11 protein-coding genes are annotated in these 14,227 nt (G+C 57.6%); 4 read left to right on the plus strand and 7 right to left on the minus strand.

Annotated elements, in window-relative coordinates:
• Positions 1-35 precede the first annotated feature (35 nt).
• From ACXAE6_RS02000 to pilM, 5 genes are all read right to left on the minus strand, one after another.
• Positions 36-2,156, minus strand: coding sequence for a type IV pilus secretin PilQ (locus ACXAE6_RS02000; protein ID WP_475143824.1), 2,121 nt, complete (start codon positions 2,154-2,156; stop codon positions 36-38).
• Between the two features lie 30 nt (positions 2,157-2,186).
• Positions 2,187-2,672, minus strand: coding sequence for a pilus assembly protein PilP (locus tag ACXAE6_RS02005; RefSeq protein ID WP_475143826.1), 486 nt, complete (start codon positions 2,670-2,672; stop codon positions 2,187-2,189).
• Between the two features lie 65 nt (positions 2,673-2,737).
• Positions 2,738-3,382: a type IV pilus inner membrane component PilO gene (locus ACXAE6_RS02010; RefSeq protein ID WP_475143828.1), complete on the minus strand. Its 645-nt coding sequence runs from the start codon at positions 3,380-3,382 to the stop codon at positions 2,738-2,740.
• Positions 3,379-3,942, minus strand: a complete 564-nt coding sequence (locus tag ACXAE6_RS02015) for a PilN domain-containing protein (RefSeq protein WP_475143829.1) — start codon at positions 3,940-3,942, stop codon at positions 3,379-3,381. The genes ACXAE6_RS02010 and ACXAE6_RS02015 overlap by 4 nt, the downstream gene beginning before the upstream one ends.
• A complete protein-coding gene (pilM, locus tag ACXAE6_RS02020; protein ID WP_475143831.1) occupies positions 3,929-4,981 on the minus strand; it encodes a type IV pilus biogenesis protein PilM in 1,053 nt (350 codons plus the stop codon). The genes ACXAE6_RS02015 and pilM overlap by 14 nt, the downstream gene beginning before the upstream one ends.
• A gap of 169 nt (positions 4,982-5,150) precedes the next feature.
• Here pilM and ACXAE6_RS02025 point away from each other — a divergent pair, with 169 nt between their 5' ends.
• A complete protein-coding gene (locus tag ACXAE6_RS02025; protein WP_475143833.1) occupies positions 5,151-7,673 on the plus strand; it encodes a penicillin-binding protein 1A in 2,523 nt (840 codons plus the stop codon).
• 64 nt (positions 7,674-7,737) lie between these two features.
• Here the strand turns inward: ACXAE6_RS02025 and ACXAE6_RS02030 are convergent, their stop codons facing one another.
• Both ACXAE6_RS02030 and rpmE read right to left on the minus strand, forming a co-directional pair.
• Complete coding sequence (locus tag ACXAE6_RS02030; RefSeq protein WP_475143835.1) at positions 7,738-8,985, minus strand: malic enzyme-like NAD(P)-binding protein; 1,248 nt, start codon at positions 8,983-8,985, stop codon at positions 7,738-7,740.
• A 289-nt stretch (positions 8,986-9,274) separates the two neighbouring features.
• A complete protein-coding gene (gene rpmE / locus ACXAE6_RS02035; protein WP_392799510.1) occupies positions 9,275-9,490 on the minus strand; it encodes a 50S ribosomal protein L31 in 216 nt (71 codons plus the stop codon).
• Positions 9,491-9,646: 156 nt separating this feature from the next.
• Between rpmE and ACXAE6_RS02040 the strand changes: the two genes are divergently transcribed.
• From ACXAE6_RS02040 to ACXAE6_RS02050, 3 genes are all read left to right on the plus strand, one after another.
• Positions 9,647-11,833, plus strand: coding sequence for a primosomal protein N' (locus tag ACXAE6_RS02040; protein ID WP_475143837.1), 2,187 nt, complete (start codon positions 9,647-9,649; stop codon positions 11,831-11,833).
• A 90-nt stretch (positions 11,834-11,923) separates the two neighbouring features.
• Positions 11,924-13,609, plus strand: a complete 1,686-nt coding sequence (argS, locus tag ACXAE6_RS02045; RefSeq protein WP_475143839.1) for an arginine--tRNA ligase — start codon at positions 11,924-11,926, stop codon at positions 13,607-13,609.
• Positions 13,610-14,224, plus strand: a complete 615-nt coding sequence (locus ACXAE6_RS02050; RefSeq protein ID WP_475143841.1) for an SPOR domain-containing protein — start codon at positions 13,610-13,612, stop codon at positions 14,222-14,224.
• The last annotated feature ends 3 nt before the right edge of the window (positions 14,225-14,227 follow it).

The raw sequence follows: 14,227 nt of genomic DNA on the forward strand, positions 1-14,227 counted from the left end.
TGGGTGCAGGAAAGAAAGGTACGATTAGGAGGGCGTCAGTTTGCGGCGATGTAATCGGCAACCAGACTGGGCGTAATAAAGACCAGCATCTCAGTTTTCTCTTCCGCCTCAGAAGTGCGACGGAACAAGCGACCGAGGACGGGCAGATCGCCCAGCCAGGGTGTCTTTTCCACCGTAGTCACCGTCTCGGTTCGATAAACACCACCCAGCACCAGGGTTTCGCCATCGTTGACCAATACCTGAGTGGTCACCGAATTGGTGTCGATGGCACCGCCACCGGCGGCCAACGAATCCTGAGTCACGACCAGATCGAGAACGACATGACTGTCGGGTGTGATCTGGGGCGTAACACGCAACGACAAGCCAGCATCGACAAAGGTGGTGCCGCCTTCAGCACCATCAAAGGCGATGGTCTGGCCGGAATTGATAAAGGCTTCCTGGCCGTTGGAGGTCACCACTCGAGGTTGCGATATCACTTCGGCCGAGCCTCGGGTTTCCAGTGCAGACAGCTCCAGATCCAACGCATAATCAAAGGCAGCAACGCCGATGGCGAAGGAGGTTGCGCTCGGATTGACCACCGGCAAATCGACCACCAACGCATCGGGATATACCTGTTCATAAGAGGTACCGCCGGAGTTGTGCAAGGCGCTGCCGATGCTGGATGTTGACTCCACTGACCCGGACGCCACCAGCGGGGAACTGCCGCCGCTGTTGATGTTGCCACCCCAGCGAACGCCGAATTGCTCACCTACCGAAGTGCGAGCTGCAACAATACGAGCTTCGATCAGCACCTGGCGCACCGGCACATCAAAGTGTTCCACCGCGCGACGAATATCGGCCAGGTTGTCCGCTGTATCGCGGATGATCAACGTATTGGTGCGGGTATCGATGGACACAGCGCCGCGTTCAGACAAAAAACCCAGACTGGTCTTATTAACAGCACCTTCCTCGCTATCGGACGGGTTATTCAGTATGCCCAGAATATCGTCAGCCTTGGCGTAGTTAACCTGAATAAAGTCGGTTTGCAGCGGCGCCAACTGCTCGGCTCGTTGTTGATTTTCCAATGCCAACTGTTCCTGCTCGGCCAGTTCCTGGGCCGGCGCAACCAAGAGCACATTACCGTTCAGACGTTTGTCGAGGTTTTTGCTGCGCAGCACCAGGTCGAGAGCTTCCTGCCAGGGTACTTCCTGCAACCGCAACGTCATCCTGCCCTGCACCGAATCGGCGGCGACCAGATTCAAGCCGACATAGTCAGCGATCTGCTGCAGCGCAAAGCGCACCTCAACATCCTGGAGGTTCATGCTCAGCCGGCTGTCGTCATCGACCGCAGTGGAGGCTTCCAGCGCACTGGCAATAGTGGTTTCCGGTTGCAAGGCGAGAGTCAACACACCGGCTACCTGATAAGCCTCTAGTTCAAGTTGACGCGACAACTGCAGCTGGATGACCGCATCGTCGTCATCCTGAAACACATCCATCGACTGAACCGCAGATGGCAACGCCAGGGCGTCCCAATGCTGAGCCACGGCCGGCGATACTCGATACTGGGCCAGACGCAGCTGCACGCTATGACCACTCTGGTAAATCCTTGCCTGGGCCCGATCATTCGACAGCTTCAGTTGCAATTGCTTGTCGCCGAGCCAGTGGGCAGTCAACAAGCTCGGCGCGGGTTCGGCCGAGGTCGGCGACGCCGACGAATAGCTGACTTTCGCAGAGTGCGGATTAACCACATCTTCGAGCGGCGGCATTGAATCGTTCAACCGACTTTGTTGCACGCCAGGGCCAACAACAATTCGAACACGCCGACCCGAAACCGTCGTGTCGTAGGGCATCAACGTTGCCATACTGAGCACCAGTCGGGTGCGATCGGCGGTCGACACCACTACCGCATTGCGTAAATTCCCGCTACCGATGGGAAAGCGCTTTTGCTGCAATCGGTTTTCGGTGCCGGCAAAATCCAAAGCGATACGCGCCGGACGCTCAACGCTGTAACCGACCGGTTCTGGCGCGGGGCCATCGAAGGTCATTTCCAACTGAGTTCGACCCGCTGACAAGGCGGAAACATCCAGTTTGATCAGCGCCACAGCCTCGGCCTGCAGACTGATTGTTGCCAGAGTTGCCGCTGCTGCGATAGAGCGCAGTATTTTCCTGAAAATCATGAGTCTCTTCTTTTGCCTTATGCTTTGTTATTAAAAATCTGACGGTTTTTGCTGCAACAGTAAAAAGGTTCGTGGTTGTACGATCCAGCCACCGTCTTCCTGCGGTACTTTTTCCAACAGCTCCACCCGGGTTTCGCTAACCGCGACGATGCGAGCACTGTTGGCTCCGATCACATCACCGACTGACAAGCGATGAATATGACCATCGCCATCACGAAACAAGGCTTGAATCGAGGCTGACTGTATACCGCTCAAGGTTCCCACCATGGTCAGCTCATCCAGTTTCATGGCCGCTGATTTGGCTTGATCGGAAGGCCCAACCGGTTCAAGCGATGTCACCGCAGAAGGTTGTAGAAGTTGCGGCTGCGGTGTCGAGGTCAGAGGATTTTGAAAAGGTGAACGCTTATCTTGCGCAGCGTATTGGATCTTTCGTCCGGCCTTCCCGGATGCAGCGGCGGTTAGCTTAGCGGAGGCAGGAGCGTCAGTCTCGGCTACCAGCGCCTGCAGATCCGTCATCGCCGCCTGGCGTTCGCAACCTGATACCAATGCAGCGAGTAAGACGATCATTAACAGAGCACGCATTATTCCTCACCTGCTGATGTCTGGCGATAGGCTCGCGCTTCCAAAGTAATAAGCAATGGCCCCGCCAAGTCGGTTGTTTGTTCGCTGACACGGGTACTGGTCATCGTCAGTTGGTGCAGACTGATCTGTCCAGGCAAAGCTGACAGCGCAGCGATAAAACCACCCAGTTGATGATAACCACCGCGCATCACGATACGCATAGGAGTTTGAGCGACAATACTCTGCTGGTGTTCTTCACCGGGGGTGATTTGATCGATTATCAGGCCGGCTGCAGTCGCCGCTCGACTGATATCGTCAATCAGCTCGGGCAAATCCAGCTGACTTGGCAATGACGTCAAGGCAGCATCGATGCCCTGTTGCAGGGTTACGAGCTCAGCGCCAAGCACTTCAGGGTGGTCGGTTTGACCGAGTTGCTGTCGATATCGCTGCTGTAATTGCACCTCGCTCGAGACAGCACGCGCCAGTCGTTCCTGGTGGTTAGCCAACACCAAAAACCAGCCAGCGCCCAGCATCAGTACCACGATACCCAGCAACACCAACAGCCGTAACAGCCGTGGCCAGGAACCCAGATTATCGACATTGAGGTGTTGATAATCGAAGCGCCGCACTTCCTCAACCAGAGCCGCCATTCCCTGTCGTCTCATTCAGCGCTCTCCTGTGCCAGGTCGATGCTGCGCACTTCCAATCTGAACTGACTGTCAGCGGCCGAGGTTTGCGCATGATCGGTTTCAAGCGTCACCAGAGTTGCGTCCGATATCAGGGTGGAAGCACCCAGATTGCGCAACAGGGGCGTTAAACTGGCCGGCTGATCAACCCGCCCGGCAATTTCGATGCGCTCGCCCGACTGCTTCAAAGCCGTCAGATAGACGTCTTGCGGTACTGCCCGGGCCAGCGTTTCCAGCAACTGAACAAAAACTTCCGGGTTACGTTGCGCCGCTTCGAGTTGTCGCTTTTGCTGCGTCAGTACAGCGAGCTGCTGTAGCTGTTGCTGCTGTTTTTGATAGCGTTGCTCCAACTCAGCCAGGTGTTGCTGTAAAAAGGCATTACGTTGTTGTTGATGATCTATTTGCTGACTGATTTGCCGGTGCCAAAGCCACAAGACGGCCAGCGTCAGTAATGCCACCAGCAACAGGCTGCGCATAAACTGTCGTTGCTGTTGATAACGCTGACGTTCACGCCAGGGCAGCAAATTAACGGTGGCCATGATCAAAACTCCTCAATGCCAAACCGCAGGCAACCAAGAGCGCGCTGCTGTCATCTTTTAACTGATGGCGATTAACCGCAGCCGCACACTCCAGTTTGGAAATCGGGTCGACCAGAACGGTCGGTAGCGCCGTTGCCTGCGCCAAAGGTTCGGCCAACGCAGCCAGTGCCGGGTGATCGCCAGCGAGCAGAACGGCATCCAGTGGTCCCGATTGCGAGGTGGCATAGAAAAACTGCAGGGTCTGTTGAACGGCCTCACTCAAGTGCTGCAGTTGAGGGTCCGGTTGATCCGACTGATCGCCATCAGCGTGTTCCGAATCGCTGAAGAATGGCACCGTCTCGGTAACGCCGATCAGCGGTTGCTCTCGACGATTCAGCGACTGCTCACGACGATAAAGTGTCTGCTGAGCTTTAAACACACTGAGCGTCAGGCGGTTATGACTGATATCCAGCAGAGCAACGGCCTTATCCGGGTTAGTGTCATACTGATGGCGAACCAGGGCCAGCGACCGCTCCAGCGCCAGGGTTTCCACATCCACCAATTGCGCATCCAGTCCGGCCGACTGGAGCACATCGTCCAGGGCATCAACCTCCTCGCGCCGGCTGGCGGCCAATAACACCTGTAACCGACCGGGTTGACCAGGCGCCGGGCCCAGGACATCAAAATCGAGCGCAACGTCTTCCAGCGGATAGGGAATATGCGGCGGCGCCTCCAACTGAATCAGCTGTTCCAGTTCGAGATCGGTGGGTAAGTCGTCCACCTCAATCACCTTGGTAATGACCGATGAGCCGGACACCGCCACCGCTGCCTGCCTAATGCGACTGCGTGAACGCTGCACCAGCCGGGCGATCGACTGTCCCAGCTGTTCAGGGTTTCTAATGGCCCGCTCTACCACTATGCCGTCGGCCAAAGGCTCGCAGGCATAGGCCTCAACACGGTGTGAACGACCGGAAACACTTAGCTCAACCAGGCGAATAGCAGACGAACTGATATCAATGCCGAGCACAGGCGCCGGCTTTTTGCGGAATAGAGTTGTCACTGATAATCCTTTCAATAACAATCACTTAGAGATGTTGTATATCCATATACAGCCTTGATTACAGCGTACGTAAAATCAATTCGCAATGTATAAAAAAGACGCGATTCCCCCTATAATGGCCGGCCGTTAAGGCGTCATGCTGCTAACCCTTTCATTTAATTGGGAAAACATGAAGTTTCTGGCCAAAAGCACCAAATTCATTTTGTGGACGCTCTATGCCCTGATTTGCGCCCTGGTTCTCATTTCTGCCAGCGTCTACCTCTATTTGTCTCCGACGCTGCCTGAAGTGGAAACACTCAGAGACATACGCCTGCAGACACCGATGCGCATTCTCAGCGCTGATAACGAGCTGATTGCTGAGTTCGGTGAACAACACCGCAGCCCCTTGCATTACGAGCAGATCCCCACCCAGTTTATTCAGGCACTGACCGCGGTCGAAGACAGTCGCTTCGAAGAACATTTTGGTGTGGACCCGATTGGTTTTACCCGTGCCGTACTGACGGTGCTGATGACCGGCGAGACCGACGGCCCCGGCGGCTCAACCCTGACTCAGCAGGTAGCGCGTAATTTCTTCCTGACTCGCGACAAAACCATCACCCGCAAATTCACCGAAATTCTGCTCGCCTTCCAAATGGAGCGCGAACTGACCAAACAGCAGATTTTCGAGCTGTACGTTAACAAGCATTTCCTCGGTTACCGCTCTTATGGCATTCAGGCCGCAGCGGATGTCTATTACGGTCGGGATATTAACGATCTGACCCTGCCAGAACTGGCGATGATTGCCGGCCTGCATCAAGCGCCATCGGCGGCCAACCCGCTGGCCAATCCGGACCGCGCTATACGCCGGCGCAATTTCGTATTGGGCCGCATGCACGAGATGAACTATCTCTCCGATGCCAGCTACGAAGCGGCAATAAGCCAACCGCTGACGGCCCAATATCGCGGCAACGGACCCGGACTGGAAGCCGCCTATCTGGCCGAGATGGTGCGCGCCTTTATGATCGAACGCTATGGCGATGCCGCCTACAGCGATGGTTATACCGTCCACACCACCCTGAATTCGAAACTGCAAGAAGCCGCCACCCGCGGTCTGCGCAAAACCTTGAGCGAATACACCCGGCGTCACGGTTATCTCGGCGTCGAAAATCATTTTGCCGCCGCTGGCCGTACGCCGCCGGAGGCCTACGCCTACTGGCGCGAAGTGGTCAATGGCACACCGCGTTTCGGCGGCCTGACGCCGGCCATCGTCGTGCGTGCCGAAGACCGCCGCCTGTGGATTCTGCCGCGCGATGGCCAACTCACGACGCTGGCGCTGGACGACATGGAGTGGGCGCGCGAACGCATTGATGTCGATACGCTCGGACCTGCGGTGACCACGCCCTTCTCCATTGCTGTGCCGGGCGATCTGATCCGTATCGAGCAGGTCGACGGCCGCTGGCAGCTGGCGCAGATCCCGGACGCTCAGGGCGCCATGGTGTCACTGTCACCGAACGACGGCGGCATCCTGGCGCTGGTCGGTGGCTATGATTTCCTGCTGTCAAAATACAACCGCGCCATCCAGGCCAACCGCCAACCGGGTTCCAACTTCAAACCCTTCGTTTATGCCGCCGCCCTGGATAAAGACTTTACTCCGGCAACCATCGTCAACGACGCACCCATCGTGCGCGCCGATGATGCCTTGGAAGATGTCTGGCGCCCACGCAACTCCGGCGACCGCTACCTGGGGCCAATCCCTTTGCGCCAGGCGCTGTATCAGTCGCGTAACCTGTCGAGCATCCGGGTGCTGGAATCCATCGGCGTCAATTACGCGCGCCGTTACGCCGAGCGCTTTGGTTTCGATCGCGACAAAATGGCCAACGATATGACGCTGGTACTGGGCAGCACCGTCGCCTCGCCGCTGGAAGTGGCACGTGGTTATGCCGTTTTTGCCAATGGCGGCTATCGCATCGAGCCGTACTTCATCTCCAGCATCGAAGACAACAACGGCAACGTGATTTTTGAATCCAATCCAGCGGTTGTCTGTCGGGGCTGTCCGGAAACGCCAACACCCTATTGGGATAACGAAAATACCGCAGCCGCCAGCGCTACCGGTGTCGACATCGCGCCGATCGAGCTTGATCTGGAAGGCGAAGTCGAAGATCAGCCACAGCGCGCCGAACGCCGCTATGCACCTCAGGTACTGACCCCACAAACCACCTACCTGATCGATTCCATGCTCAAGGATGTGGTGCGTCGCGGTACTGGTCGGGCAGCTTATCAGGCGCTGGGACGTGACGATCTGGGCGGCAAAACCGGTACCACCAACGACGCCGTCGATGCCTGGTTTACCGGCTATAACGGCGATGTCGTCGCCTCCACCTGGGTTGGTTACGACAACAACATGGGCCTGGGGCAGATCGAATTCGGTGGTCGCGCAGCACTGCCAGGCTGGATCGAATATATGAAGACAGCGCTGGATGGTCAGCCGAGCAACAGCCTGTCGCAACCGGTCGGCATTGTTCGAGTGCGTATCGATCCACAAACCGGCCTGTTGGCACAGCCGGGTCAGGCCGGCGCCATCTTCGAGATATTCAAAGCCGAAAACGCACCGACCGAATACAGCCGTGAAAGCGTCACCATCGATTTCTCTGGTGGCGAAGGCAGTGACTCCGGTAATGGCGACGACAACATTACACCGCAAATGCTGTTCTAAACAGAACACCCGCCACGCAAAAAAAAAGCCACCCTAGGGTGGCTTTTTTTATCCAAACAACCGATCAGATTTTATATTTTTCCGGCAATGGCGCCCGCGCTACGCCAGTTTCAACCGCTGCCCGTGCAACCGCACCGGCGACACGATCAAGCAGACGCGCATCCATCGGCTTGGGAATGATGTAGTTACGACCAAAGGTCCACTGCTCGCCGCCATACGCCGCCACCACTTCCGGCAATACTTCTTCACGCGCCAGATCTTTGATGGCGTAAGCCGCCGCCAGCTTCATGGCTTCGTTAATCGCCGTAGCACGCACATCCAGCGCACCACGGAAGATGAACGGGAAGCCGAGGACATTATTCACCTGGTTCGGATAGTCCGAACGGCCAGTGGCCATCACCAGATCATCGCGCGTTGCCAGCGCCAGCTCCGGACGAATTTCCGGATCAGGATTGGCGCAGGCAAAGACGATGGGGTTGGGTGCCATCTTCTTCAGTTGCTCGGCGGACAACATATCCGGGCCGGACAAACCCAGGAAGATATCGGCGCCGTCAATGGCGTCATCCAGAGTGCGGGCTTCGGTAACCGGGTTGGCAAACTCAGCCTTGTATTGGTTCAGGTCGTCGCGACCGGCGTGAATCACCCCTTTACGGTCGACCATCAGAATATTTTCCAGCGGCATGCCGGCTGACATCAGCAGACGCGAGCAGGAAATGGCCGCAGCGCCCGCTCCAAGCACAACCAGCTTGGCCTCGGTCAGCGATTTACCTTGCACTTCCAGGGCGTTCAGCATGCCCGCCACAGTGACAATGGCGGTACCGTGCTGGTCGTCATGGAAGATCGGAATCTTGCAGCTTTCGATCAGACGACGCTCAATTTCAAAGCACTCTGGTGCTTTGATGTCTTCCAGGTTAATGCCGCCAAAGGATTCAGCGATCAGTTCCACCGTACGGACGATTTCATCAACATTCTCGCTGTCGACTTCGATGTCGATGGCATCAACATTGGCAAACCGCTTGAACAACAGTGCCTTGCCTTCCATCACCGGCTTACTGGCCAAAGACCCCAGGTTACCCAAGCCGAGAATCGCCGTACCGTTAGAAATCACCCCAACCAGATTGCCCTTCATGGTGTATTTGAAGGCATCTTCGGGATCTTCGGCAATGGCTCGTACCGGTTCGGCAACGCCCGGACTGTAAGCCAAAGACAGGTGGCGGGAAGTTTCCGCCGGCGTGGTGATCTCGATACTTAGTTTTCCCGGCGTTGGCAGGGCGTGGTATTCAAGCGCGTCGCGCTTTAAGTCATCCGACATGTCCGTCTTCCATCTGTTCTTATTGGGTGGGGGAGGCTAGGAAACTAAGTGAAGCTAGCATAAACAACGCACTAAAGCCGCTCAAGCCAGCGGCCGCGCTGTTCGTGCATGACTGTTTTGCCTGTCAGGCAAGGCCCGACCAGACCGCGTGATTCGGCCCCTTAGGTCAGCTGCGACAAGCGTTCCAGGGGATGTCTGCTGTGTCCTGTGCTGGAGCCGTCGAGGCGGGAAAAATAACGGACATAAAAAAACCCGGCGATGCCGGGTTTTCGATAACGCAGACTCAGTCTTACTTGTTGATGCTGCGCGCGCCGAAGCGAGACTTGAAGCGATCGATACGGCCGCCGGAGTCAACAATCTTCTGCTTACCGGTGTAGAAAGGGTGGCAAGCCGAGCAAACGTCAAGGTGCATTTCACCGCCACGGGTAGAATGAGTCTTTATAACGTTGCCGCAAGAACAAGTAGCGGTCAGTTCTTCGTACTTAGGATGGATGTCAGCTTTCATGGGTCACCTCGCTGTGCCGCCACCCGGTCGTTATTGCCGGGCACCGCAACTTTGACGTAAGAATCGGCTTCGGGGCACAATGCTGCGGCCTTATTTCGAACAGATCGCGCATCAGGCCCCAAAAATGGGAGCGCAATCATACCAGAGTCTTCCCGATTGACAACCACCGCCGTACGTATCGCTGATATTGTCGTTCCCGGCCCTTTTGCCGGCCCTCTCAGCTATCGAATTCCCGATGATCTGACGCCTGAAATAGGCGCGCGTTGCCAGGTTCCGCTGCGCAACAAAACCGTGCTGGGCGTCCTCGTTGGACTGCGCGAGGCTGACGACGGTGACAAGCTCGATAAACTCAAAGCCATCGAAGCCGTCCTCGATACTGAACCTCTACTCGACAAGGCCCTGCTCCAGGTCGCCCAATGGATGTCTCGCTACTATTTATACGACGCGGCCAGCGCCTACTTATTAGCCCTGCCCGCCTTGCTGCGCAACGGCGAAGCCGCCGAACTGGTGACCGAGGCGCGGGTGGAACTGACCATCGCTGGCGCACACCTGGAAGCCGATCAGCTCAAAGGCAAACGCCAGCGTGAAGCGCTGCATTGGCTGCAAACTCACGGTGCAGCGACGCCTTCCGAACTGCGCCGCCACGGCATCGACCGTGCGCACTGGCGCGGGCTGGTCGAAAAACGTCTGGCGCACGAAGTCGCTCTGAGCACCGAACCGCGTCAGCCCAGCGGCCAACTGCGCCAACAACCCTTGGCTTTGAATGCTAACCAACAAAGTGCGTTGGACCAACTCAGCGACGACGCCTTCAATGTGCTGTTGCTCGAAGGCGTCACCGGCAGCGGCAAAACCGAAGTCTACCTGCAAGCGATGACCCGTACGCTGGCCGCCGGCAAAAGGGTCCTGGTGCTGGTGCCGGAAATCGGCTTAACGCCGCAAACCCTGGAACGTTTTCAACAGCGCTTTGCCGATGAACTGGTCGCGCTGCATTCGGGCCTTACCGATAAAGAACGCCACAACGCCTGGCTGCGCGCACAACATGGCGAGGCGGCGATCGTGGTCGGCACCCGTTCGGCAGTACTCACGCCCCTGCCCGATCTGGGTTTGATCGTTATCGACGAAGAACACGATGCGTCCTTTAAACAGCAGGATACGCTGCGCTATCACGCTCGCGATGTCGCCATTTTTCGCGCCAATCAGGCTGGCATTCCGGTGATCTTAGGTTCCGCCACGCCCTCTTTGGAATCGCTGCATAACGCCCGCAATGGTCGTTATCGTCATGCTTTATTAAATGAACGCGCTGGTGGCCGCTCGCGGCCCCAGCTGGAAACCATCGACATGCGCCGTCAGCAACACGAGCACGGCATATCCGAACGCCTGCGCTTTCGCATCGGCGAGCATCTGGAGCAAGGCCAGCAGGTGTTGCTGTTTTTGAATCGACGCGGCTATGCGCCAAGCTGGTTCTGCAGCGCCTGCGGCTGGATGGCCGATTGCCCGTTCTGCGATTCGCGGCTGACCTATCACCGCGGTCGTCACCAGACGATCTGCCATCATTGCGGTTACCAGTCGCGCCCGGAAACGGTCTGCCCGGATTGCGGCAGCCACGAGCTGATGCCGCTGGGCGCTGGCACCGAACGTGCCGAAGAAGCGCTGGAACAATGGTTTCCGCAGGTGCCGATCATCCGCTTTGATCGTGATGCCATCACCAATGCCGATTCGCTCAATCGGCAACTGGAACGCACCCGCGAAACCGGACCTGCGATCCTGGTCGGCACCCAGATGCTGGCCAAGGGGCACCATTTCGAGAAGGTCACCCTGGTCGGCATTCTCGATCTGGATGCCGGGCTGTTCAGTGCCGACTTCCGCTCGCGCGAGCGCACTGGTCAATTGCTGGTGCAGGTCGCTGGTCGCGCCGGTCGTGGCGATGCCGCTGGTGAAGTCTTGCTGCAAAGCTGGCACCCGGATCATCCGTTTTTCGAGCCCTTGCTGAAACAGGATTACCAGCGTTTCAGTGACCAGCTGCTCAGCGAACGCCAACCGGCTGGCCTGCCGCCCTACGGTTTTCTCGCCTGCCTGCGCAGCGATTCGGCCTATCCGCAACAGGCCGAAGCCTTGCTGGCGGAAATGGCCGACTATTTATTGCAGCAAACCGGCATCCGGGTGTTCGGTCCGCTGCCTGCGATTCTGTCACGCCGCGCGGGCAAGCATCGTTTTGTGCTGGTGGTACAGAGCGATAAGCGCAGCCAATTGCACAACGCCCTGGAGCCCTTGGTGCGACATTACCCCCGCCAGCAGCGCCAATTGAGCTGGCATCTCGACATCGATCCGCTGGAAACGCTCTGATCGAGCCGCAGCATCGGTGGTTGAGACACCCCATTTTGTGGATAATGCGGCCCTTTCCTTTTCTTCGCTCGATCCGGAGTAGCCAGACCCATGAAAGACGCGGTTGTTGAACTTTTGAACCAGGCCGTAGCGCGGCTGAAAGATGATGGCGTGATCCCGCAGGATCACCCGGTGCGCGTGATGGTCGACAACAGCCGAGACAAAGCCCATGGCGATCTGGCCTCCAACCTGGCACTGACGCTGGCCAAGCCGTGCGGGCAGCCACCGCGCAATCTGGCCGAAGCGGTGATCAATGCCTTGCCCGAAAACAGCCTGATCGAGAAAGTCGAAATCGCCGGCCCCGGCTTTATTAACTTTTATCTAGCCAGCGAATCTCAGGCGGAGATCGTCAAAGACATCCTCGCCGCCGGCAAAGACTTCGGTCGCAACCAAAACGGTCAGCAGCAAAAGGTGCAGGTTGAGTTTGTCTCTGCCAACCCGACCGGCCCGTTGCACGTTGGCCATGGTCGCGGTGCAGCGGTCGGTGATTCACTGTCGCGGGTGCTCGAAGCCAATGGCTGGGAAGTCACCCGCGAGTTTTACTACAACGACGCCGGCGCCCAGATTCAGAACCTGGCGCTGTCGGTTCAGGCACGCGCCAAGGGTCTTGGCCCGGATGACGCTGGCTGGCCGGAAGACGGCTACCGCGGCGATTACATCAGCGACGTCGCCACAGCTTACATGGACAAAGCCACCATCGATGCCGACGACCGCCATGTAACTGGCAGCGGCGATGCCGATGACCTGACCGCCATCCGCGATTTCGCCGTCGCCTATCTGCGCCGCGAACAGGATCTGGATTTAAAAGCCTTCGGCGTCGAGTTCGATGTGTTCTATCTGGAATCCTCGCTCTATGAGACCGGCAAGGTCGAAGCCACGGTCAAGCAGTTGATCGAGCAAGGCCACACCTACGAACAGGATGGCGCGCTGTGGCTGCGCACCACCGATTTCGGCGACGATAAAGACCGCGTCATGCGCAAACAGGACGGTCTCTACACCTACTTCCTGCCCGATGTTGCCTACCACAAAGACAAATTTGAGCGCGGCTTCAAGCGTGTGATCAACGAACAGGGCGCCGACCACCACTCCACCGTCAACCGCGTGCGCGCTGGCTTGCAGGCGTTAAACGAAGGCATCCCCGACGGCTTCCCGGATTATGTGCTGCACCAGATGGTGATGGTCACCAAGGGCGGCGAAGAGGTAAAACTGTCGAAGCGTGCCGGCAGCTATGTGACGCTGCGCGATCTGATCGACGAAGTCGGCCGCGACGCCACCCGTTATTTCCTGGTGTCACGCCGTGCCGATTCTCAGCTCACTTTCGACATCGACCTGGCGCGCAGCCAAAGCAGCGACAACCCGGTTTACTACATCCAATACGCCCACGCCCGCGTTCATGCGCTGCTGCGCAAACTGAACGAACAAGGCCATGATTACGATCAGGCAGCCGGTATCGAAGCGTTGAGTCAGTTGGAACTGGATGACGAACGCGAGCTCATTACCCAGTTGCGTCGCTACCCTGAAGTAGTGGAACATGCCGGTAACAGTCTGGAACCAGCCGTCATTGCCACCTATCTGAAAGACTTGGCGGCGCTGTTCCACGCTTACTACAACAACAACCGCATGCTGGTCGAAGAGGCATCACTGCGTAACGGCCGTGTCGCCTTGTCGGTTGCCATCAGCCAGGTGTTGTTCAACGGTCTCGACCTACTCGGCGTCAGCGCCCCGGAGACAATGTAAGTGGCCAGAGATTACGCCAACAAACGCCAGCCCGAACCACCGGAACGTTCCCGCGTGCCGCGCTGGGTGTGGATCTTTACCGCCTGCGCGTCCGTCGCCTTTGTCGGCTTCCTGTATTACTTAAGCCAGGTACCGAGCGAAGGCGGCGGTGGCACGGCCCTGCGTGAGCGCCTGAAACAGGCACTGCCGGAAACCACCACCCGCGATGGCAGCAGCAGCGGTGAAGTTGAAGGTGAAAGCGCGGTGCGCACACCCAGCCTGGAAGAAGCCTTCGAGTTTTATCAATTACTCAAAGACGACGAAGTGCCGGTTCCTGCGCCGCCGGCACCATCGGCCAACAGTGGCAGCAGTTCTTCACCGGCGACGACACCCTCCAATCGCCGCTGGGAAATTCAAGTGGCCTCATTCAGCGACGCCTCCGATGCCGAACGTCTGCGCGCCGAACTGATCATCAACGGTCTGACCACCACCCACCTGACCGAAGCGGACCTGGGTGATCGCGGTGTCTATCATCGCGTTATGGTCGGCCCCTTCAATGACCGCTCCCAACTGAATAAGGCGCAGGACATTCTGGTCGGCCTGAATCATCAGGTGATGGTGCGCACCCTCAACTGAGCA

It is taken from the genome of Saccharospirillum sp. ABV4_185, assembly GCF_056159245.1.